Origin of the sequence: Phyllobacterium sp. TAF24 (genome assembly GCF_052113785.1) — a bacterium.
GTDB lineage: Bacteria > Pseudomonadota > Alphaproteobacteria > Rhizobiales > Rhizobiaceae > Phyllobacterium.
Map to the genome: position 1 here is coordinate 12051 of NZ_JBFRDN010000031.1, position 20931 is coordinate 32981.

A 20931-nucleotide genomic window follows, 5' to 3' on the forward strand; every position below is an offset into this window, starting at 1 on the left:
AACATGGAAAAACTTTCAGACCAGCCATGCCTCATCGCCCGCAGCCTTGCACTTGTAGGCGACGCATGGAGCATGCTCATCATGCGGGATGCCCATGCAGGGCTCACGCGCTTTGACGATTTCCGCAAGAGCCTTGGCATCGCACCGACGATCCTGACGCGCCGTCTGGCTGCCTTGACAGAAGATGGGTTGCTGGAGAAACGCCGCTACTTGGAGCGGCCCCCACGGGACGAGTACGTCCTGACGGCGGCTGGGCAGGACTTTTTGCCTGTACTGTTCGCAATAGGGGCGTGGGGGCGCAAGCACCGCGGCGGCGGAGCTGAGGTGACGAGGTTCTTCGACGCTGAAACCGGAACAGAGATCGATCCTGTCACTATCGATCGCGCGACCGGCGCTGAGATCGGAACACGCCCCATTCGCATTGCTGAGCCGGAATAAATCCTCTCACGAGCAAGTAAGTATGAGGGGAGTGGCGGATTCACGACCGCACCCGCTAGCCGGAACCGACCACCAGGGTCAAAATTGGATAGGCCTCCAGCATCAGTTCCTGGCATTACGTCGCAAGGCTCTGAAGCCTTCCGGCATGGAAGCAGTCATTGCGCAACAAGCCAAATATCCCAGCTTCGCGGTTACCGGCAGAAAAATTTGCTGCATATTGCTCTCAGTTTGAACCGCAACCTCCTTCTTGAATTCAATGGATTTGATAAGATTTTTCAAGTCATGAAGGGCAGGAATTGCCGTTTGTGACGGTTCAAGACCAGTAACTTACCGGCAAACTACCGCAAGCCTCAAAGGCAATCATCTTGGTTCTGCTTGAATGCGCAGACCAAGCGCTGATGCGTTTTGCCTGAACGCAGGAGATTTTACCATGTCATGGTCAGCAGCAGTGAATACTTCGAATGGCGTGCGGAAAATGGCGGCGCGCTTTTTGCCTGTCACCGGATTTGTGCTGGCAGTTTTGTTGACATCTGGATCGCCTGCGCACGCAGTTACTCCTGTCGATACCCTTGTGGAGGCATGGGCGTTAGATGAGTTGATTACGCTTGATCCGGCTGAGGCATTTGAGCTGACAAGTGGTGAAATCAACGGCAATACCTATGACAAGCTGGTGCGCCTTGATATTAACGACTCCTCCAGGATTACCGCCGATATTGCCGAAAGCTGGACGGTTTCCGATGATGGTCTGACCTATACGTTCAAGCTGAAGCAGGGCCTCAAATTCGCCTCCGGCAATCCGCTGACCGCTGAAGATGTGGCCTATTCCTTCGAGCGTGCCATCAAGATCGACAAGAGCCCGGCCTTCATTCTCACCCAGTTTGGCCTGAAGCCTGACAATGTGACCGAGAAGGCCAAGGCAACCAATCCGAACACGTTCGTGTTCACCGTCGATCAGCCCTATGCGCCAAGCTTCGTCTTGAACTGTTTAACATCAGGTGTCGTATCAGTTGTCGATAAGCAACTCATCTCCGAACACATCGTTGACAATGATTACGGCAATGTTTGGTTGAAGACTAACTATGCCGGGTCCGGTCCGATGAAAATCCGCGACTGGCGTGCCAATGAAATCCTCGTTCTGGAACGCAATGACAATTATTACGGCACCAAGGCGCTGCTCAACCGCGTGATCTATCGCCACGTCAAAGAAAGCGCCACGCAGCGCCTGCTACTGGAGAAGGGCGACATTGACGTTGCCCGCAATCTGGAACCGAACGATCTGGAACAGGTCGTTAAAAACAGCGACATCAAGACGACAAGTGCGCCAAAGGGCACAATCTATTATTTCAGTCTTAACCAGAAGAACCCGAATCTGGCCAAGCCCGAGGTGCGCGAAGCGCTGAAGTATCTCGTTGATTACGATGCCATCGGCGAAAAGCTGATCAAGGGTATCGGCGAGATCCACCAGACCTTCCTGCCCAAGGGCATTCTGGGTGAACTCAACGAGAATCCCTATTCGCTCGATGTTTCCAAAGCCAAGGAGCTTCTGGCCAAGGCGGGGCTTAAAGATGGTTTCACAGTCACCATAGACGTGCGCAACGGCCAGCCAATTACAGGTATCGCCGAATCTTTGCAGCAGACATTTGCGCAGGGTGGTGTGAAGCTGGAGATTATCCCCGGCGACGGCAAACAGACATTGACCAAATACAGGGCACGGGCGCATGACATTTTCATTGGTCCGTGGGGGACGGATTACTGGGATCCGAATTCCAATGCGGAAACCTTCACCAGCAATCCTGATAATGCCGATACGGGCACCAACAAGACGCTTGCATGGCGCAATGCCTGGGATGTGCCCGAGCTGACCAAGGCAACCAAGGCAGCGCTTGTCGAATTTAACACGGAAAAACGCACGCAGGATTACCGGGATTTGCAGAAGAAAGTACTGGCAACCAGCCCCTTCGTCATATTGTTTCAACAAATTGAGGCTGCCGGAGTTCGGACGAATACAAAAGGATATGCGCTTTCGTCCTTTGGCCCCAACAGGGTTTATACGGTTTACAAATGAGGTTTGTAACTTGATCTGCTTTGTTCATGACACAGCTTTATCGCAAACAGAGATTGCAGATATTGCTAAGTGCGCGCTTCAAAGCGCGGGTCGGGCGATACCCAGATGATCGCGTAATGTTGAACCCTCATATTCTGTGCGAAACAGGCCGCGCTGTTGCAGAATCGGAACTACGTGCTCGTTGAATTCTTCAAGCCCTGTCGGGAAAAAGGGCGGCATGATATTGAAGCCATCAGCAGCCCCATTTTCAAACCATTCCTGCATCCGATCGGCGATTTGTTCACCTGTTCCCATGACTATATGATGACCGCGCCCTGCGGCCACCCGCAAGGCAAGCTCACGGATCGTAAGATTTTCCCGTCGCGCAAGCTGGGTCAGAAGTTCGGCACGGCTGCGTAGCTGGTCGGAAATGGGCAGGCTCGGCAAAGGACCATCCAGATCATATGGAGCAAGGCTGTGCCCAATACGTTCCTCAAGGAGCGGCATTGCGCTGGCAATGTCGGTCCAGTGATCCAATTCCTTGAGCTTTTCGCTGGCTTCTTCGAATGTTTTGCCGATGACCGGCATGAAGCCCGGCATAACTGCCACGCTTGCAGGATCGCGCCCAAATGCAGCCACGCGTTCTTTCAGGCTTCTATAAAAAGTCTGGGCTTCAACAATGCTTTGCTGGGCAGTGAAAACAATGTCTGCTGTTCGGGCTGCGAGATCCTGCCCCGGTCCAGATGAACCCGCCTGAATGAGTACGGGATGACCTTGGGGAGGGCGTGGGATGTTTAATGGACCCTTCACCGAGAAATATTTGCCCTTGTGTTCAAGCACATGCACTTTCTCGGGATCGGCGTAAACACCACGTGCCTTATCCTTGGTGAATGCGTCGTCGGCCCAGCTGTCCCAGAGGCCGCACACGACATTCACAAACTCTTCGGCAACCGCATAGCGTTCGTCATGTTCAGGATGGCTTTTGGAAAAATTATTGGCCGTCCGGGCGTAAGATGTCGTTACAATGTTCCAGGCGGCACGCCCATGGCTCAAATGGTCGATTGAGGCGAAGGCGCGCGCCGTATGATAAGGTTCGCCGTAGGTGGTAGAAGAGGTGGCAGCAAGTCCCACCTTGCTTGTCACCATGGCGAGCGCCGAGAGCAGCGTCAGCGGTTCGAATCGGGCGATCATCGAAGGATGAGCATCGACAGCGCTGGTCAAGCCATCGGCAAGAAACACCATATCGAATTTTGCAACTTCCGCCATTTGCGTGACGCGGCGCAGAAGGTCAAAATTCTCGCTGCCTGCCTCCGCTTGCGGGTGCCGCCAACCGGATACATGGTGTCCAGCTCCCTGCAGGAAGAGGCCAAGGTGGATCTGCTTTTTATCGGTCATGTCGGCAAGCCTTTAGCGCGTTAACTCAGTTTGTGTTCTGATTGAGAAGGTGAGCAAGTGTCTGCAGGTCTTCGGAACTTGTCATCGTACGAACCAGCACTGGTATCCCGGCAAATTTCGGATTTCCGCCTGTCGCATCAGCGAATTTTTCCGATGGGTCGGAAATCCCGGGAAGACCTTCGACACGGTGGGAAATCCTTTGCCCATTGTTGAGTGTCACGTCGATAACCACGAACCTCGTGGTAGGGTCGGGTGATAGTCTGCGCGCCGTCGCATCATGACTGCGTGTTACCTTTGTTGCCAGTTCCAGGAGGTCGCTGCGCACCGGGCGCTCATCGAAATGACCGATGCTCAATTCACCATCAATCAGGGCTGCAGCAAAAACATATTCTGCGCTGAATCGTGCATCAATCCCGGTATTGGGTGATGTGCCCGCAACAAGCGCTGCGTCACCGCCCGGAGGGAAAGTTATATTGACAGCCTGAATTGATCCCGGCTCAAACTTTCTTGTTTCACGCAATTGCAGCGCGCCAACAGCGACTGGGTGGCTTGCAGTACAACATGGGAAAGCCTTGAGTGTCAGCCCCGGTGATACAATCTGCCAGGGTTTCCCCCAGTTCTCCAGCACGTGATGAGGTTGCTCATCACCAAAAGAAAAAGCTGAAAAAAAGCCGATCCGGTTATCAAGGAAATTCGGTGCTCCCTGAAAGCCCGCTTGTGCAAGCCGTGCTGCCATCAGGCCCGCACGCGAAGCAAGCCCCGCATGGAGAGGCTTTGCATCATATCCGAATTGCAAACGAAGTCCTGCCGACTGGGTAGCAGCCAAGCCGAGAGCGACAGCAGTTGTCTGTTCTGAGAACTTGAGCAAATAAGCGATTGCAGCTGCAGCACCGATTGTCCCGAGGGTCGCCGTTGCGTGGAAGCCATTTTCATAATGCTTGGTTCCAATTGCAAGCCCGATCCGGGCCATAGTTTCCAGTCCAACCACATAGGCGGCGATGAAGTCAGAAGCGTTTTTTTTATCCTGTACTGCGACTGACAAAAGTGCGGGAATGATCGCAATAGTCGGATGGCCACGTACGCTCGCGTGTACATCATCATAATCGAGAACATGGCCCGAATGACCATTGATGAGCGTTGCAGTGAAGAGGTCGAACCGCTTGGCGTGACCGATGACAATGGCTTCGCCGGAGCTCCCGCCAGCCAGCACTTCCATCAGGATCTTTGTACTCCGATCGTCGGCGCCACCAAATGCGCAGGCGAAAAAATCAATAAGGGCAGTACGTGCTGCTTTGATAGCTTCCGCATCATCAAGCGGCAGGGATGACAGTATGGCTTTTGAAAGAGCGAGGGTTATAGGGATTTGTGTCTCGTGCATGGAACGCCTCTCAAATTCCTTCGCCATCGTGCAGCGGGGTCGCGCGTCCGCCAAGGCCATTTACGAAGCTGTTGATGCGTGGATTGGTGGATTTGCTGAATATCTCATCTGGCGTTCCATGTTCGACAATCAGCCCGTTCTCGGTGAAAACCACAGTATCGCTGATCTCTTCTGCAAAACGCATCTCGTGGGTTACGAGAATGCTGGTCATACCCTCGCGGACAAGATCGCGAATGACAGCCAGCACTTCACCAACGGTTTCCGGGTCAAGCGCCGAAGTCACTTCGTCAAAGAGCACAAGTTCCGGACGCATGGCGAGCGCTCGGGCGATAGCAACCCGCTGTTGCTGACCGCCGGAAAGCTGCCCCGGATAGGCATTGGCCTTCTGCTCCAGACGAACCTTTTCCAGAAGGTCACGCGCATGTCGATTGGCTTCTGCCTCGGAGATGCCCAGGATTTTCCGCGGAGCAATGGTGATGTTTTCCAATACGGTCAGATGCGGGAAGAGATTGAATTGCTGGAATACAATGCCGATACGCTTTCGCAATGCTATTCGCTCGGTTTCGGTCTTCAGTTCGTCGACCCTTGTTCTACCAACTGTGATCTTTCCTGATTGCGGGATCAGCAGGCCGTTGATGCACCGCAGAATGGTTGATTTTCCAGACCCAGACGGTCCGATGATCGAGACGGCATCGCCCTTGTTTACCTTGAGGTCGATCCCTTTCAAAACCTCATTTGATCCGAAAGAGAGGTGAACATCCTGGAGTTCAACAAGAATTGCTGACGTTGGTACGGTTAAAGACATGGGAACTTCCGGGCTAACGCGAGGCAAGGCGCCGCTCAAGATATTGCGTGAAACGGGAAACCGGATAGCAAAACAGAAAGAATGCTATCAGGACGGTGAGATAAACCACAACCGTAAAGTCGGTGCGCTGTACGGCTGTGCTGGCGTCATTTGCCGAATGCAATAATTCATGCACACCCACGAGCGATGCAAGCGCTGTCCCCATGGTGATGGAGGCATAGAGGTTCATCCACGGTGGCAGCGAGCGCTTGATACATTGCGGTAGAATAATCCAGCGAAGCGATTGGCTGCGCGAAAAGCCGAGACCTTGTGCCGCGTCCCATTGAGCTGTCGGGATGGATTGAATAGCGCCCCTGGTGATCTCAGCGATGTGCGCGCTGGCGGGTATGGCAAGCCCAACCACAGCTTTTACCCAATCGGGGAAGGGAACATAATTGCCAAAAATCACCAGTTCGAACGGGAAGATATAGGTGGCAGCGAAAATCAGAACGAGATGTGGTGCGTTGCGGAAAATCTGTACATAAACCAGTGCCGGCGCGCGGACTACGGCGAAAGGCGCAAGCTCCATCACGCCAAGCGCAATACCGATGAGTGTGCCGATGGCGATTGCCAGAATGCTGATAAGTACATTCATGGTGAAACCCTTGGCAAGATAGGGCAACCACTCGAGGAGAACTTGGCCCAACGACTGGTTCAGAAACAACCATGCTATGACTGTCAGTCCCAGAACGGCTGCAAAGATCCCGCCGAAGGGTAATTGTTTGGCGCGCTCTTGCTTTAATACTATACTCATTGGCCAAACCCCGGCACTGCAAGGCGTTTTTCGAGCCAGTAGCCAATTCGGGCTACCACAAGGTTGATGAGACTGAAGAACAGAAGAATAACCAGCATCAGTTCGACCACATTGTCGCGCTGCGTCCAGATCATGATGGACGCGTAGGTAATTTCACCCACCGCAATTGCCGAACCGACGGTGGTCAGTTTTACAAGGTTCACGAGATTATTGATAATCGAGGGCAGGGCAGAGCGGACGGCTAACGGTAATTCCACATAGCGCAGGATTTGAAGAGAGTTAAAACCAATCGCCCGGGCCGCTTCGATCGTCGTTGATGGCACTGCTTCAATGCCGCCGCGCAAGGCTTCCGCGTGGAATGCCGCTACATGCAGGCCGGTGATGGCCACGACCCAGAAAAAAGGCGTGAGAGGATTATTCTGGGCACCGCCCAGTGCGTTTGAAATCAGCATATTCAGCACAAGGAAGCCGCACATCAGCTGCACGAGTGTCGGCGTATTTCTGGTCAGTTCGACGTAGGCCCGCACTGGTACTGCAAGCCATTTCTTGCCAGAAGTCAGGGCCGCTGCAAAAAGTACACCGAAAATCAGGCTGATTGGAATGGTGATGACCACGAGAACCAGCGTGGTCACCATTCCATCCAGCCACATCCGGACTTCGTAACCACTGGTAAGAAACTCGAAATTGAGCCCGACGGTTTTCATCAAATCGATGAAGTGTGTGGTGAAACCGTCCAGCATTCATATATCCATTCGATTCAGAGCTCTCCGGCGCATTTCGGCAAACTGCAGGGTTGTCCTTTGTCTGCAGAAATTTTCCAATTGCCGCGACGACACGATTTTACTGCGAGCCGTCCTTCAGCTTTTTCTGCTGCTCTTCCAGATAGGCAATGCTCGGTAGACGATTTGTTCTTGCGAATTCGATAAGCTTGCCTGAGACATGCAGCGACTTGACGATGTTGTCGAGAGCGGCCTGCGTATCGCCTTCACCCTTGCGCAACCAGATGACCGAGTCAGAAGGAATAAGATCGGATGGAATAATGATGGCGTAGTCTTTCCATTCGTCAGCGCGGTCTTCAAGCATCAGACTAACTGTTCCGCTGACATGCACTGCGACATCACAATTTCCGCCCTTGAGGGCGAGAAGAGATTCCGGCTGGCTTGGAAGCGCCTTTACTTGTGCGCCATATTCTTCAATCAAAGGCTGGGTGTAGTTTGAGCCCTGCGATACGCAGGCGGTCTTGCCCTTCAAATCGGTCCAATCCTTTATGCCGCTGTCCTTGCGCCCCACGGCAGCGCCACCAACGCGGTCATACGGGGTAGGCACGTAACCAAGCGTTTTGGCGCGCTCTTCGGTATATTGCATATTGGCAATGAGAATATCGACCTTGCCCTGCTGCAAGAACTGAACACGGTTGGGCGGCGTCACGGTCTGCGTTTCAAGTTCAACACCCAGACCGGCCGCCAGCGCCTTGGCCACATCGATGTTCAACCCCTTCTGTTCCTGAGTCTTCGGGTCGATGTAGCCGAACGGAGCACCTGACAGGATCACACCGACGGTCAGCTTGCCACGAGCTTTGATCCTGTCGAGCGTGGCATCCGCGTGCGCAGAACTGGCACCGATGAGAAATGCAGCAAGAATGCCAACATCCAGAAGTTTTTTCGCGACTTGTCCAGCATTTGGCAACATAGGCCTACCCTCATTGAATATGCGAGAAATCTACGAAAGGACGCACTCTTTTGCGAGAAATGTGTTTTCGTGAAACGGGCCTCTTGGAAACTTTAATTACACGAATGTGGAAATTACCAAATCATTTGTGCCAATTACCAAAAATATTAGAATGCCCTTCCATCAAGTTTCTGTCCAAACACTATTGTTTTTTGGGCTTTGTGGAGCAAATGAAGCCAGAATTCCCATATAGGGTTTGGCAAGGGGGGTGGCATAGGCACCGCGTTTGCTGGTCCGCAATCCTAGTGCAACAAGGCCCTCCGCAAGTTTGACGGCAGCACTGACCCCATCGACAACCGGCACGCCGTATTCATCCTGTAACTGACGGGCGAGATCAGCCATCCCGGCACAGCCAAGGACAATCGCTTCGGCCTGATCGTCCGTTAAAGCTCTTTCGATTTCGATGCGTAGTTTTGTCAATGCCCCGGATGATGGATCATCAAGGGACAAGACGGGAATATCCGCCGCACGCACCGTCGCGCGATCCAACATTCCATAACGGTGCATCAGACCTTTCACCGGCATAATGGAACGCTCGAGCGTAGTCACAACTGAAAAACGCTGGGCTACGGTTGCAGCAGTCGCAACGGCGGCCTCACAAATACCGAGCACCGGGATTGAGGCCATCGCGCGCGCGGCATCAAGACCGGTATCATCGAAACAGGCGATGATAGCGGCATCAGCTCCCGCCCGTTCACCCTCGGCGATTTCCATCAGCATGCCGGGAACCGCAAATACCTCATCGTAGTAACCTTCAATGGACACCGGGCCCATGCGAGATGTCTGTGCGCTGATAGTCGTTGCAGGACCAGCCACAGACTGCGCAGCACTCTCTATCAAAGTAGTCATGCTGGCGGTTGTATTGGGATTGACGAGAAGAATGCGCATATGCCGTTTATCCAATGCGTGCCCGACGTCGGCCGACGATGATGATCGCGGTCAAGGCAATAATGATGATCAGGAAGGAAAAGGCTGATGTAACGGTACCGAGTGCGTAGAGCACCGGAGTCGTCACATTCGTAGTCATTCCGTAAATCTCGAGTGGCAGGGTGTTGAATGTACCTGCCGCCATCAGGGTACGGGCAAATTCATCATAGGAAAGTGTAAAGCCAAAGAGCCCGACGCCTATCAGGCTCGGCGCAATCATCGGCAGCACCACATAACGAAAGGTTTGCCACGCATTGGCACCGAGATCCCGCGCCGCTTCTTCGTAAACAGGTGAAAAACGATTGAAGACGGCAAACATGATGAGCACACCAAATGGCAGCGTCCAAGTCAGATGTGCACCGAGGCCGGATGACCACCATGCGGGCCTTATGCCAAGAACCTGAAAAAACAGGCCGATGCCGAGGCTGATCAGGATGGAAGGCACGACGAGACTGGAAATTGCGAGATAGAAGAGAAATGTTGATCCCTTGAACCTGCGCCGAAACGCCAGACCGGCCAGCAGGGATACAACAACTGTGGTCGTAGTTGTCATCAACCCCAGGATCATGGATCGCCGGAACGATCCGCCAAAATCCCCGACGGCCTGTTGTTCGAAAAGGTTGCTGAACCAGTGCAGTGATGCTCCGTTCATCGGAAAGGTCAATCCACCGGATGGCCCCTGAAATGAAAGGATAAAGATCGTCGAGAGCGGCCCGTAGAGGAACAGCACGAACAACGTAAAGAAGAAAGCGAGGATGTAGAATTCGCGGGAGCGCTTTTCCGAATGCATCTCAAAGCTCCTTGCGAATATCAACGACGCGCAGGATTGCGGCTACAATCAGAAGAACGACAATCAGAAGAATGACTGCATTGGCGGCGGCGGCAGGATATTGCAGGAGTGAAATCTGGTTCGCCATCATCAGTCCCACCGAGGCGCTCTGCCCGCCTGACATGAAGCGTACAGTAATGAAATCGCCCATAACCAGCGTGACGACAAAAATCGAACCGATAGCAATGCCGGGTTTAGCCAAGGGTATAATCACATTCGTCAGTATCTGAAATCCGGAGGCTCCCGCATCGCGGGCCGCTTCAATCAGCGAACGGTCAATGCGCATCAGCGTATTGAAGATCGGAGTGACCATGAAGAGTGTGTAGAGATGCACCATGGCGAGAACAACGGCGAACTCTGAAAACAATAGAAATTCTAATGGCTTGGGTACTATGCCCAACTTGATCAGAGATGAATTAATCAGGCCGTTGCGCCCCAGAAACGGCACCCACGAAATCATCCGAATAATGTTGGATGTGAGAAACGGTACGGTGCAGACAAGGAACAGCACCATCTGCATGGTGACTGATCGGATATGAAAGGCAAGGAAATAAGCCACCCAGAAGCCGATGAATAAAGTGAGCAACCAGACGATCAGGGTGAACTTGAATGTATTCAGGTAGATCTTCCACGTCACCCATGAGCCAAGTGTCTCGGTATAATTGAATGTGACAAAATCCGGGTAAATGCGCACGGAGTCGTAGTCCCAGAAGCTAACCATACCGATCGTAAGGATCGGCAAGAGCAGGAACAGGCCAAGAATGAGTGCCAGCGGCATCGCCTGAAGATACGAAACCAGCGGGAGGTTTGACCAACGCCATATCTTGCGAGGCGGCCGCATGGGTTTGCTCACTTTGTTCAAGGCGGCACGGCCTGCTGTGGATGCTGTCATGGGATATTCCTCTGGAAAATATGACCGCCCTTTCCCGGGGAAAGGACGGTCAAAGCGGCGTATCAAGCAGCTATGAATTCATTCCATTTGCGGACCATATAGCGATCCTCGTCCATGACGGAATTCCAGCAGGCAACGGCACCCATGCGAGCCTCGAACGCTCCGCCGTCGCGCACTGCACCGGCCTTTTCCATAACTTTTCCATCGGGAGCAACGATGTCGCCTACGGCTGCCTTGCCTTCCATCCAGTAGCCCCATTCGTCTGCTGTCATGAATGTCTTGGCGGTTTCTGGCGCTGCGGAATAATAGCCTTGGCGGTTGAGATACGCGCCCACCCAGCCCGAGAGATACCAGTTGATATATTCATAAGCGGCGTCGAGCTCGATGCCGCTGAGGTGCTTGGCTAGACCAAGACCGCCACCCCACGCACGATAGCCTTCCTTCAGAGGCTGATATTTGCAGGCAATACCTTTGGAGCGGACGGCAGCAACGGCTGGTGACCACATGGACTGAATGACTACCTCGCMGGAAGCCATGAGATTGACGCTTTCATCAAAGGTTTTCCAGAACGAGCGGAACTGGCCGTCTGTTTTTGCCTTGATCAGGAAGGCCACGGTCTGGTCGATTTCGGCTTTCGTCATGTTACCCTTGTCACCATATTTGATGGTGCCCAAGGACTCGCAGATCATCGCTGCGTCCATGATCCCAATCGATGGAATGTTGATGATCGAAGCTTTGCCCTTGAAGGCCGGGTCCATAATGTCAGCCCAACTGGTGATGTCGCGACCCACCAGATCGGGCCGGATACCGAGTGTATCGGCATTGTAGATGGTCGGGATCAGTGTCATCCATTTGGTCGGCTCAGATGCGAATTTGGTTGCATCGGCGCTCTCCACAAAGCCGACCGTATGCGGTGCTGTACCCTGCGCAATCTTGCTCTCTGGCGTCAGCTTGCCTGTTATGAAGAGCGGAGCGATCTTGTCGAAGTATTTCATCTTGGACACATCCATGGGCTGCATCACACCAGCTGGGAAAACCTTCTTGGCGATCCAGTATTCAATGTCGGCAATATCATAACTGTCGGGCTGGGTAACAGCGCGCTGGGTAACTGCGTCGGAGTCCAGCGCCGTCATCTGCAGCGTAAAACCCAGATCTTCCTTCACCTTGTTGGCCACATCATTGAGATTGGATACGCCCGTTCCGAACTGGCGTAGCGTTACATTCTTGATGTTCTGCGCCCAGATGGTCGGAAAGCCGGTGATGGCACCTGAACCGGCGGCAAGGCCCGCTGCGGCAGCGCCCGTTTTCAGAAACGTGCGACGATTCAATCCTGTCTTGTTTTTAATTGCTTCTGTCATGTTCAGTTCCCCTTTTTTGTTGATTGTTTGGTTCAGGAGTCCAGACGGCCAAGAATGATGGCGTCATCGATGTCCCAGGCGAGCGGAATGGCTTCGCCCACGGAAACAGGATTTTCAAAGAAAGCCTGATCGCTAGTGATCACTGTAAAATCATCAATGCCGGCGCCAGTAACCGAGAGTTTTACCGATGCGCCGCGATATTCGATGTTGGAAACAATGCCAGTAAACCCGAAGCCAGCAGCTGGCTTGTCGCTGATGCGGACACGATCGGTGCGAATGCCAATATCAATCGGCGCTCCAATTTCCGCCTTACCTGCGGCACTCAAGGAAATTCCGCCGGGAATATCGAAACTCACCAAACCTTTCGCGCTTTTCACTACACGTCCGGCAATGACATTATGGTCGCCCATGAAGCGCGCGACAAACGCTGTCGCCGGGCGTTCGAAAACAGTTCGCGGATGCGCGGCTTGCTCGATCCTGCCATCGTTCATCACAACGATTAGATCAGCAAGCGCCATCGCTTCTTCCTGACTGTGCGTAACATGGACAAAGGTAATGCCAAGACTGGTCTGCAGCTTCTTCAGTTCCGCGCGCATGCGTATCTTTAAAAAGGGATCCAGCGCCGAAAGCGGTTCATCCAGCAGAAGTGCTTCAGGGTCGGTGATCAAGGCGCGAGCGAGAGCAACGCGTTGTTGTTGCCCACCCGAGAGCTGCGCTGGCCGACGGCTTGCATAACCGTCCATCTGCATCAACTTGAGCATTGCCAGTGCCTTGGCGCGGCGTTCGTCCTTGCCAACGCCCTTCATTTTCAGGCTGAAGCCAACATTGTCGATCAGATCGAGATGTGGAAACAGGGCATAGGACTGGAACATCATCGCCGTGCCGCGTTTGGCTGGCGGGAAATCTGTCACCACAATGTTGCCGAGGCGAATATCACCGCTGGAGATCGTTTCGTGGCCAGCAATCATTCGTAGCGTCGATGTCTTGCCGCAACCGGATGGGCCCAGTAGACAGCAATAGGTCCCCGCCGGGATTTTCAAGCTGATCGTATCGACAGCCGTTGTCGTACCGTAGATTTTGGAAACGGAGATGATATCAATTTCGGCGGCTTTGCTCATGCAGAGTTCCCTTTTGTGCCCTATGAGCTCTGCATGTACCGTGCCAATTCGGTGGCTTTCTTCTAAGTCTTTGGAATCTTTACCCCAATGTAGGGCTGTCAAATCTCGTTTCCTGCGCACTGATATTGCACTGCACAATTTATAGACATGTTTTCAATGGGCGATCAAATTGTATGCAATCTGAATTTCTATCGCATGCAATATTGAAGGCTGGCCTTAATCAGAAATCGCGCTAAAAAGAGTTTGGAAGGCAGGAAACGATGAAGCCAGCAACTGACGCATTCCCGGTACACGATGATGGGCAAGATGACCGTTCGCAACTTATTCGCGAGGCGCTTTACAATGCTATCGTTGAGCGAAGGCTTGCTCCGGGAACCAAGCTTGTCGAGACCGAAGTGGGCAAGTTGTTCGATGTTAGCCGCACGGTGGTGCGTGCTGCACTACAAATGCTCGCTTTTGAGGGGCTGGTAAAGATAGAGCGCAATCGTGGCGCATTTGTTGCATACCCTACACCGGATGAGGCTCGGCAAATCTTTGAATCCCGCCGTGTTATCGAGCCGGAGATTGCTGAACGTGCAGCCGAACGGATAACAAGCGCTGATATCAAATTGTTTCAAGCGCATCTGAAGGAAGAAGAACGTTTGCTCGTCGAACGCGGACCAAATGCACGCCGGGCCGCGATCAAGGCATCCGGTGATTATCATTTGATGTTGGCATCCGTTGCTGGGAATCTGATCCTTGAACGTTTTATGCGCGAATTGATCGCGCGTTCGTCCCTCGTGATCGCACTCTATGGACAGTCCGGCGCTTCAAGTTGCGCCCGATCTGAACATGCGGATATCCTCGATGCCCTCATGAGCCGTGATAGCAAGAAGGCAGCCGATGCCATCCGCCATCATATCGACCATATCGAGGAAGATCTCGACTACAAGGTTGTAAGTAACTCACCGTTGCGAGATGCCCTGCGTGTCTAAGTTGGTCCTGCAGAACCGGCTAGAATAAATCGTTAAGACTGCAAACTTACGCATTTGATAAGTCAATGCCGATGCCGAGTGTAGGATGCTGCCGTATTTGGCACCCATCAAAACGGCACATGAGCTATATTTACAAGAAAAGTAATCAGCCAGTCAGCCCGACCAGGTGCCAATCAACATGTTCAAAAATCGCTCAGCAGCGGGTGACAATGTTCCTGCGCGCCTTCTCACAATACCGATGGTTCGCGAAATCTCTGGGTTACGGATTGGCCGGGTTATGAGGAAAGGATGATCCTCCTGTGGCGTTGCCAATTTGGGCAATACGGAAATACCCAAACCTGCTTCGACCAGGCCAAGCGACGTCGATAGATGTGTCACCTCATAAAACCAGCGAAGTTTGAGGTTTGATTTTGCCAACGCTGCGTCCAAAAGGGTTCGATTACCACTGGATCGGTGAACGGTAATGAGCGGGTAAGGTGTTAGATCTTCCCAACCTAGTTCGATTTTTGCTGCGAGCGGATGATCCTTACGCACCGCAAGCACAAAGGGATCCTCAATCAGCCTGTCAAATGTGAGATCTGGGTCTGCTGCTCCCATAATGTTGATGCCGAATTCCACTTCGCCGCGCGCAACCGCTAAAAGCCCGTCGGTCGCAGGAAGATCAAGAATTCGGAAGCGGATATTGGGATACTCGGCATTGAACTGCTTGATAACTGTGGGCAAAAAATAGAAGGCAGCAGTAGGCAGGCAGGCAATTGTCACGAGACCGCTGCGCTGGGCTCCAATGTCCCGCACGGCAAAAAGCGAGCCGTCAAATTCCTCCAGCATGCGTTGAACGAGCGGAATGAGCTCACTTCCCACCGCCGTTGCCGATACGTGGCGCGTCGTCCTTTCCAGAAGTGGCGCACCGATTGTTGCCTCGAGCTTCTGTATGCGTCGGCTTAAGGCCGGTTGTGACAGATTCAATGCCTCTGCGGCCCGGTGAAAGCTTTCGAGCTCCACCACCGAGAGAAATGCACGCAGGTCCAAGATCTCACAATTAATGCTCATTACACATCAATCCTCGCAAAATTTGCATTTCACATATCAATCATTTTTCTGCAAAGTGCAAGAAACCAATAGATTGTTCTATTACACGCATGAATTGAAGAGCAATGCGCCATGAATGACCTCATTCGCATACCCTGTGTCCTCATGAGGGGCGGTACGTCCAAAGGGCCGTTTTTTCTTGCATCGGACATTCCTTCCGATCCGCATCAACGCGATCAGATTCTGCTGTCCGTGATGGGTTCGGGCCATCCCCTGCAAATCGATGGCATTGGCGGCGGCAACCCTGTCACGAGCAAGGTTGCCATAGTCGGCCCGGCAACGGTACCCGGTGCAGACGTAGATTATCTTTTCGCCCAAGTCCGCATCGACCAGCAAATGGTCGACACGTCCCCCAATTGCGGCAACATGCTTGCGGCTGTCGGCCCCTTTGCCATCGAAGCCGGTCTCGTCAGGGCGACCGGACCGGTAACACGTGTGCGGATACACAATGTCAATACCGGTAAGCTCATTGAGGCGGAGGTACCGACTCCAGACGGATGTGTGGCCTATCTGGGTGACGCATCCATTGACGGGGTGCCTGGATACGCAGCGCCAATTGCACTGACATTCATGGACGCTGCCGGAGCACGGACAGGCAGATTGTTTCCAACAGGCCATCCTCGCGAGATCATCGATGGTATCGACGTCACCTGTATCGATTGTGCCATGCCCATGATGATACTCGAGGCGGCGGCTATCGGGGCGACCGGGTATGAGACAGCAGCAGAACTCAATGCCAACCGCGCCCTGCTGGAGCGGCTGGAAAATTTGCGGCTCCAGGCGGGCCAGCGCATGGGGATGGGTGATGTGCAAACACAGGTCACGCCCAAACCGGTCCTGATCTCGAAGCCCAAAGCGGGCGGTGATCTGCATGTGCGCTATTTCATGCCGCACCAGTGTCATCCCTCACTGGCAACAACGGGGGCCGTCGGCATTGCTACAGCCTGCATCAGCGACGGCACTGTGGCATCACGTCTGATCGGTGGGCGCAAACTTCCGATCAATCTGGTTCTTGAACATCCAAGCGGCACTCTGGAAGTAAAGCTGGAATCCCGGAATGGGAAAACGGCTGCCGGTATTCTGCGGACCGCGCGCCGCCTGTTCGAGGGCCAGGTCTTTGCCAAACCTGTAGCGCAAATGGTTTGCGCAGCATAATTGAACGCGGTTGCCGGGAGGGCATCGCACATCTGGGAGGAAATACCATGCGTAAACTTATACTCGCTCTGGCGGCGACTGTTGCATTTACAGGGTCAGTGTTTGCCGAGCCTGTCCGCATCAGCGTCGGCTCTTATAATCTCAACAATCTGCCATTTCCGGTAGCATCCGGCTTGGGCCTTTACGAAAAGGAGGGGCTTGAAGTCACCGTCGAGAATTTTGCCTCAGGCGGCTCCAAAACGCTGCAGGCGCTTGTGGCCGGCTCCACAGATATAGCCGTCGGCTTCTACGATCATACGATCCAGATGCAGGCACAAAAGAAAGACGTCGTTGGTATTGTGCTGCTGGCGCGCAATTCGGGTCTGGTGCTTGCAGGCGGCAAGAATTCAACATTCGACCCGGCAAAACCTGAAACCATCAAGGGTGCAAAGATCGGCATCACTGCGCCTGGCTCCTCGTCGGATTTCTTCGTTCGGTATTATCTGCAGCGCCACAAGCTTTCGGCCAACGACGTCTCGCTCATTGGCGTCGGTTCCGGCTCGGCTGCCGTTGCCGCCCTTGAACAGGGAAAGGTTGACCTGCTGGTGAATTATGATCCCGCAGCCACCTTCATTGAAGCCAAAGGTGTTGGCAAAATCCTGATCGACGCGCGTAGCGACGACGGTGCCAAGGAGATTTACGGTGGCATCTATCCAACCTCCGTTCTCTATGCCACGCAGTCCTATATCGACAAGCATCCCGAAACGATCCAGAAGGTTGTCAATGCGACCGTCAAGGCACTGGAATGGATGAACAAAAGCGCACCCGAAGAAATCGTTCAAAAGCTGCCTGAAGCGTTCATTTCCGGTGATAAGGAAACCTACATAAAAGCCGTGGCGAACGCCAAGCCGATCTTCTCAATTGATGGGCGCTTCAACGATGCCGAAGTCGAAACTCCGTTGGCGGTTCTCAAGAGCTTCAATGACAAGGTCGCGGCAACGGAGATCGACCTGAAGAAGACTTACACCAACAATTTTGTCGACAAAGCGCCCCGCGATGGCACGAACTAAGGGAGAGAACGATGGCCTTGGCAATGTTAAAGCCGGATGTGCGTGTAACTATTCCGCAACCACGAAAAGCGATGGTATCCATTGATTCCCTGACGATGTCATTTGGTACATTCGTTGCGGTAGAGAACGTCAATCTAACAATAGCCGATGGGGAGTTCCTCGCCATCGTTGGGCCTACGGGGTGTGGCAAAAGCACGATACTGAATGCGATTGCCGGACTGCTCAAGCCATCCAACGGCCGTGTTTCGATCGATGACAATCAAGTATCGGGCATTCAAAACGATATCGGATACTTGTTTCAACAGGATGCACTGTTGCCGTGGAAAACCGCCATCGAGAATGTTGAACTCGGACTTTTGTTCAAACGGGTTGCGACAGCAGAGCGTCGCGAACGATCTTTGATGTGGCTTGCCAAAGTTGGCTTGAAGGGCTTCGAACATCGATACCCGCATCAACTTTCGGGCGGCCAAAGAAAGCGCGTGCAGATGGCGCAGGCTTTGATCAGCGGCCCAAAGGTCATTCTGATGGACGAGCCATTTTCGGCGCTTGATATCCATACCCGGCATTTGATGCAGAACGAGCTCTTGCGCCTGTGGCAGGAGGAGCGCCGCGCTGTGGTGATGATCACGCATGATCTGGAAGAAGCAATAGCACTCGGTGACCGGGTGGCAGTGCTTGCTGCCGGGCCACGCAGCCGCGTCATCAACAGTTTCGACGTCGATCTCGAACGACCTCGCGACGTTGCCGAAATCAAATTGGATCCACGCTTCATGGATCTCTACCGTAACATCTGGGCGTCGCTGCGCGGCGAAGTGGAGAAGAGCTATGAACGTCACGACTGAACGCTTTATTCAACTGGGCTTGCTTGTTGCGATTCTCGGCGGCTGGCAGATCGGAGTATCGACCGGCGTCATCGACGTCTTCTTTTTCCCGGCACCCATAGACATTTTCAACCAAATCATCAGTTGGGTCATTGATCCCAATTTTTATCGTCACGTGACAATCACATTAACCGAAACCGTACTGGGTTATGTTATCGGAACAGGTCTGGGCGTCGCCGCAGGTGTATGGCTTGGCCTAAGCCGTAGTGCCGCACGTATTCTGGATCCCTTCATCAAAGGCCTCAATGCTATCCCTCGCGTTGTGCTTGCACCGATCTTCGTTCTTTGGCTGGGGCTCGGCCTTTGGTCAAAGGTTGCGCTTGCCGTAACGCTTGTCTTCTTCATCACATTCTTCAATGCGATGCAGGGAGTGCGTGAAGTCAACCCCGTGGTATTGGCCAATGCACGTATTCTCGGTGCGAAACGCTCCGAACTTCTGCGCCACGTTTATTTCCCAGCTGCAGCAAGTTGGATTCTGTCCTCTTTGCGCACCTCTGTCGGTTTTGCAGTCGTCGGTGCCATTATTGGTGAATATCTCGGTGCATCTGCAGGCCTCGGTTATCTTATTGCCCAGGCCGAAGGCAATTTCGATGCCGTCGGTGTCTTTGCCGGCATCATAATTCTGGCCATCTTCGTCCTCGTAATCGATCGCGTCCTTGACGTGGTGGAAAACCGGCTGATCAAGTGGCGTCCCAATACCTCTGAAGAACGGGCAACATGATATGAACGAAGATTAAGTAGGCGGATATGCCTGTGTCTGGATCTGGTCGTAGGGCCAATAACGCATGTGCACTATCCGCTACTCATTTGGGCCTTCGGATTACTGAGCTAGTGACACCGAATGTCCGAGATCGGGCCCGAAGCGGTCATTGATTGAAGCACATGAATCCATTTGCCTATCGCTCGGCTCGGAATTCGACGGTCGCGCCTAAAGCTTCAAGTTGGTCGCTCAACCGGCGCAATTGCAGTCTCACACCGCTTCCGGCTTCGAATTGAGGTGCTTCGGTGAGTGCCAGCGCATCTTTCAACGACAGTCCGCGACATTTGCTGACTATCTGGACAACTTTGAGCTTCTGGGAGCCTACGTCGGTCACGATCAAGTCGCCTCTCTCGAAATCGGCCGGGCTATAGTCACCGACATCAGATGGCACATCCTCGGACCTTGCGGCCTGCTGATATTCGTCGAGAACCTTTCGCCAATATCTATTCGGAGGGCCGATCTCGGTCACGACGATGCGCTCGAATTGGAGGATATCCTTCTTCACCTCCGCCAATACCTCCAGCAGGCGGCCAAAAGCCGCGAGGCTCGGCGCTATTCGCATCGCGTCCCACCGTTCGGCACCATGGACCGCGGTATAGACTGGATAACCGTCTTCACCCTCTGCCTTGTCAATAAAAACGGGATCATCCAATCCAGTCATTGCGATAACATACCATCCAGGCCTCCACTCACCGTCAATTTCAGAAACAAGGTTTTCGCCAGTATGGCCATGCCTGCGGAAGCCAACCTGAAAATCATGGAGGCGTTCAAATTCGGCATAGTGCGTGGGTAAAGCCAGATTGCCAACGACAATGCCGTTGGCAAGGAAGTCTCGAATGCTCTCGTCGAACGGGTCCATACGTTGGTAGATTCTCATACAGGGTCTCGTGGGTCATATTAACGGCCGCACCATTGATCTTGCAATGTCCGCTCAATTTGGCGCAAAGCAGTCGTCGAACAAAACGTCGACCTTCTGTTATCCTCTTGTGCCAGTTCTTCCTCAGTCGCGCACGAGCGATATCTCACCGAAGAGAGTCGGCTGCATGGTCAGGCTGTAATATCGCGCCATGTTGCGATTAGGATCACAACGCGTGAGATGAGATGATTTTAAGCCCATTAGACACGATCCGAAGAATTTGGAAGCCGATCGTCCAATGAATTGGCCGGAATATCATCCCCAAGCTATGCAGAAAACCTGAGCGGAGAGGTTTGTATTTGTCAAAATGGGGCAAGGGTGCCATCAAAATACATATGTCGAATTACATTAATAAAATCTTTGTAACGCTAATTCAATAGACGTTTTCTTTTGTATTAATTA

21 protein-coding genes are annotated in these 20931 nt (G+C 53.1%); 7 read left to right on the forward strand and 14 right to left on the reverse strand.

What is annotated here, in order from left to right; genetic code table 11:
- The first annotated feature begins 3 nt into the window (after positions 1 to 3).
- Both AB4Y96_RS21475 and AB4Y96_RS21480 read left to right on the forward strand, forming a co-directional pair.
- On the forward strand, positions 4 to 438 hold the full coding sequence (locus AB4Y96_RS21475) for a winged helix-turn-helix transcriptional regulator (protein WP_091881857.1): 435 nt from the start codon (positions 4 to 6) through the stop codon (positions 436 to 438).
- A 430-nt stretch (positions 439 to 868) separates the two neighbouring features.
- Positions 869 to 2503 (forward strand): ABC transporter substrate-binding protein, encoded by a 1635-nt coding sequence (locus tag AB4Y96_RS21480; protein ID WP_441919756.1) that lies wholly within the window; start codon positions 869 to 871, stop codon positions 2501 to 2503.
- Positions 2504 to 2581: 78 nt separating this feature from the next.
- On the opposite strand, the gene AB4Y96_RS21485 is transcribed toward AB4Y96_RS21480, so the two are convergent.
- From AB4Y96_RS21485 to AB4Y96_RS21535, 11 genes are all read right to left on the reverse strand, one after another.
- Positions 2582 to 3877: an LLM class flavin-dependent oxidoreductase gene (locus AB4Y96_RS21485; RefSeq protein ID WP_441919758.1), complete on the reverse strand. Its 1296-nt coding sequence runs from the start codon at positions 3875 to 3877 to the stop codon at positions 2582 to 2584.
- Positions 3878 to 3902: 25 nt separating this feature from the next.
- The gene (locus tag AB4Y96_RS21490) at positions 3903 to 5255 is read right to left on the reverse strand and encodes an MmgE/PrpD family protein (RefSeq protein ID WP_441919759.1); all 1353 of its coding nucleotides are present in this window, start codon (positions 5253 to 5255) and stop codon (positions 3903 to 3905) included.
- A gap of 10 nt (positions 5256 to 5265) precedes the next feature.
- On the reverse strand, positions 5266 to 6060 hold the full coding sequence (locus tag AB4Y96_RS21495) for an amino acid ABC transporter ATP-binding protein (protein ID WP_441919761.1): 795 nt from the start codon (positions 6058 to 6060) through the stop codon (positions 5266 to 5268).
- A 13-nt stretch (positions 6061 to 6073) separates the two neighbouring features.
- Positions 6074 to 6853, reverse strand: coding sequence for an amino acid ABC transporter permease (locus tag AB4Y96_RS21500; protein ID WP_441919763.1), 780 nt, complete (start codon positions 6851 to 6853; stop codon positions 6074 to 6076).
- Positions 6850 to 7593: an amino acid ABC transporter permease gene (locus AB4Y96_RS21505; protein WP_441919765.1), complete on the reverse strand. Its 744-nt coding sequence runs from the start codon at positions 7591 to 7593 to the stop codon at positions 6850 to 6852. The genes AB4Y96_RS21500 and AB4Y96_RS21505 overlap by 4 nt, the downstream gene beginning before the upstream one ends.
- Positions 7594 to 7693: 100 nt before the next feature.
- Complete coding sequence (locus tag AB4Y96_RS21510) at positions 7694 to 8542, reverse strand: transporter substrate-binding domain-containing protein (protein ID WP_441919767.1); 849 nt, start codon at positions 8540 to 8542, stop codon at positions 7694 to 7696.
- A 162-nt stretch (positions 8543 to 8704) separates the two neighbouring features.
- On the reverse strand, positions 8705 to 9469 hold the full coding sequence (locus AB4Y96_RS21515) for an aspartate/glutamate racemase family protein (RefSeq protein WP_441919769.1): 765 nt from the start codon (positions 9467 to 9469) through the stop codon (positions 8705 to 8707).
- Between the two features lie 7 nt (positions 9470 to 9476).
- On the reverse strand, positions 9477 to 10298 hold the full coding sequence (locus AB4Y96_RS21520) for an ABC transporter permease (protein WP_441919770.1): 822 nt from the start codon (positions 10296 to 10298) through the stop codon (positions 9477 to 9479).
- 1 nt (position 10299) lies between these two features.
- Positions 10300 to 11178 (reverse strand): ABC transporter permease, encoded by an 879-nt coding sequence (locus AB4Y96_RS21525; protein ID WP_441919819.1) that lies wholly within the window; start codon positions 11176 to 11178, stop codon positions 10300 to 10302.
- Positions 11179 to 11291: 113 nt separating this feature from the next.
- On the reverse strand, positions 11292 to 12587 hold the full coding sequence (locus AB4Y96_RS21530) for an ABC transporter substrate-binding protein (protein ID WP_441919772.1): 1296 nt from the start codon (positions 12585 to 12587) through the stop codon (positions 11292 to 11294).
- A 32-nt stretch (positions 12588 to 12619) separates the two neighbouring features.
- Positions 12620 to 13705 carry an ABC transporter ATP-binding protein gene (locus AB4Y96_RS21535; RefSeq protein WP_441919774.1) on the reverse strand — a complete coding sequence of 362 codons (1086 nt, stop codon included), beginning with the start codon at positions 13703 to 13705 and terminating at the stop codon, positions 12620 to 12622.
- A 260-nt stretch (positions 13706 to 13965) separates the two neighbouring features.
- On the opposite strand from AB4Y96_RS21535, the gene AB4Y96_RS21540 reads away from it, so the two are divergent.
- Positions 13966 to 14679: a GntR family transcriptional regulator gene (locus tag AB4Y96_RS21540; RefSeq protein WP_441919776.1), complete on the forward strand. Its 714-nt coding sequence runs from the start codon at positions 13966 to 13968 to the stop codon at positions 14677 to 14679.
- 153 nt (positions 14680 to 14832) lie between these two features.
- Here AB4Y96_RS21540 and AB4Y96_RS21545 read toward each other — a convergent pair whose 3' ends face one another.
- Entirely contained in the window at positions 14833 to 15729 is an 897-nt protein-coding gene (locus tag AB4Y96_RS21545; protein WP_441919778.1) for a LysR substrate-binding domain-containing protein, read from the reverse strand.
- A 111-nt stretch (positions 15730 to 15840) separates the two neighbouring features.
- Here AB4Y96_RS21545 and AB4Y96_RS21550 point away from each other — a divergent pair, with 111 nt between their 5' ends.
- Genes AB4Y96_RS21550 through AB4Y96_RS21565 form a run of 4 tightly spaced genes read left to right on the forward strand, consistent with a single transcriptional unit; the run spans position 15841 to position 19574 of the window.
- Positions 15841 to 16923: a 4-oxalomesaconate tautomerase gene (locus AB4Y96_RS21550; RefSeq protein WP_091881819.1), complete on the forward strand. Its 1083-nt coding sequence runs from the start codon at positions 15841 to 15843 to the stop codon at positions 16921 to 16923.
- Between the two features lie 47 nt (positions 16924 to 16970).
- A complete protein-coding gene (locus AB4Y96_RS21555; protein ID WP_441919780.1) occupies positions 16971 to 17972 on the forward strand; it encodes an ABC transporter substrate-binding protein in 1002 nt (333 codons plus the stop codon).
- Between the two features lie 11 nt (positions 17973 to 17983).
- Positions 17984 to 18814, forward strand: a complete 831-nt coding sequence (locus tag AB4Y96_RS21560; protein WP_441919782.1) for an ABC transporter ATP-binding protein — start codon at positions 17984 to 17986, stop codon at positions 18812 to 18814.
- Positions 18798 to 19574, forward strand: coding sequence for an ABC transporter permease (locus tag AB4Y96_RS21565; RefSeq protein WP_441919783.1), 777 nt, complete (start codon positions 18798 to 18800; stop codon positions 19572 to 19574). Before AB4Y96_RS21560 ends, AB4Y96_RS21565 begins: the two co-directional genes overlap by 17 nt.
- Positions 19575 to 19749: 175 nt before the next feature.
- Here AB4Y96_RS21565 and AB4Y96_RS21570 read toward each other — a convergent pair whose 3' ends face one another.
- Complete coding sequence (locus tag AB4Y96_RS21570; RefSeq protein ID WP_441919785.1) at positions 19750 to 20490, reverse strand: ribosomal protein L7/L12; 741 nt, start codon at positions 20488 to 20490, stop codon at positions 19750 to 19752.
- Between the two features lie 123 nt (positions 20491 to 20613).
- Positions 20614 to 20730, reverse strand: coding sequence for a WGR domain-containing protein (locus AB4Y96_RS21575; RefSeq protein WP_348271763.1), 117 nt, complete (start codon positions 20728 to 20730; stop codon positions 20614 to 20616).
- Positions 20731 to 20931: the final 201 nt, after the last annotated feature.

What these genes read in the sequence shown, in the direction of transcription:
- AB4Y96_RS21545 (WP_441919778.1), bottom strand. Translation starts at nt 15,729, where the DNA reads ATGAGCATTAATTGTGAGATCTTGGACCTGCGTGCATTTCTCTCGGTG.
- AB4Y96_RS21520 (WP_441919770.1), bottom strand. Translation starts at nt 10,298, where the DNA reads ATGCATTCGGAAAAGCGCTCCCGCGAATTCTACATCCTCGCTTTCTTC.
- AB4Y96_RS21485 (WP_441919758.1), bottom strand. Translation starts at nt 3,877, where the DNA reads ATGACCGATAAAAAGCAGATCCACCTTGGCCTCTTCCTGCAGGGAGCT.
- AB4Y96_RS21500 (WP_441919763.1), bottom strand. Translation starts at nt 6,853, where the DNA reads ATGAGTATAGTATTAAAGCAAGAGCGCGCCAAACAATTACCCTTCGGC.
- AB4Y96_RS21475 (WP_091881857.1), top strand. Translation starts at nt 4, where the DNA reads ATGGAAAAACTTTCAGACCAGCCATGCCTCATCGCCCGCAGCCTTGCA.
- AB4Y96_RS21570 (WP_441919785.1), bottom strand. Translation starts at nt 20,490, where the DNA reads ATGAGAATCTACCAACGTATGGACCCGTTCGACGAGAGCATTCGAGAC.
- AB4Y96_RS21505 (WP_441919765.1), bottom strand. Translation starts at nt 7,593, where the DNA reads ATGCTGGACGGTTTCACCACACACTTCATCGATTTGATGAAAACCGTC.
- AB4Y96_RS21480 (WP_441919756.1), top strand. Translation starts at nt 869, where the DNA reads ATGTCATGGTCAGCAGCAGTGAATACTTCGAATGGCGTGCGGAAAATG.
- AB4Y96_RS21560 (WP_441919782.1), top strand. Translation starts at nt 17,984, where the DNA reads ATGGCCTTGGCAATGTTAAAGCCGGATGTGCGTGTAACTATTCCGCAA.
- AB4Y96_RS21490 (WP_441919759.1), bottom strand. Translation starts at nt 5,255, where the DNA reads ATGCACGAGACACAAATCCCTATAACCCTCGCTCTTTCAAAAGCCATA.
- AB4Y96_RS21495 (WP_441919761.1), bottom strand. Translation starts at nt 6,060, where the DNA reads ATGTCTTTAACCGTACCAACGTCAGCAATTCTTGTTGAACTCCAGGAT.
- AB4Y96_RS21555 (WP_441919780.1), top strand. Translation starts at nt 16,971, where the DNA reads ATGCGTAAACTTATACTCGCTCTGGCGGCGACTGTTGCATTTACAGGG.
- AB4Y96_RS21565 (WP_441919783.1), top strand. Translation starts at nt 18,798, where the DNA reads ATGAACGTCACGACTGAACGCTTTATTCAACTGGGCTTGCTTGTTGCG.
- AB4Y96_RS21550 (WP_091881819.1), top strand. Translation starts at nt 15,841, where the DNA reads ATGAATGACCTCATTCGCATACCCTGTGTCCTCATGAGGGGCGGTACG.
- AB4Y96_RS21540 (WP_441919776.1), top strand. Translation starts at nt 13,966, where the DNA reads ATGAAGCCAGCAACTGACGCATTCCCGGTACACGATGATGGGCAAGAT.
- AB4Y96_RS21510 (WP_441919767.1), bottom strand. Translation starts at nt 8,542, where the DNA reads ATGTTGCCAAATGCTGGACAAGTCGCGAAAAAACTTCTGGATGTTGGC.
- AB4Y96_RS21525 (WP_441919819.1), bottom strand. Translation starts at nt 11,178, where the DNA reads ATGCGGCCGCCTCGCAAGATATGGCGTTGGTCAAACCTCCCGCTGGTT.
- AB4Y96_RS21575 (WP_348271763.1), bottom strand. Translation starts at nt 20,730, where the DNA reads ATGGGCTTAAAATCATCTCATCTCACGCGTTGTGATCCTAATCGCAAC.
- AB4Y96_RS21535 (WP_441919774.1), bottom strand. Translation starts at nt 13,705, where the DNA reads ATGAGCAAAGCCGCCGAAATTGATATCATCTCCGTTTCCAAAATCTAC.
- AB4Y96_RS21515 (WP_441919769.1), bottom strand. Translation starts at nt 9,469, where the DNA reads ATGCGCATTCTTCTCGTCAATCCCAATACAACCGCCAGCATGACTACT.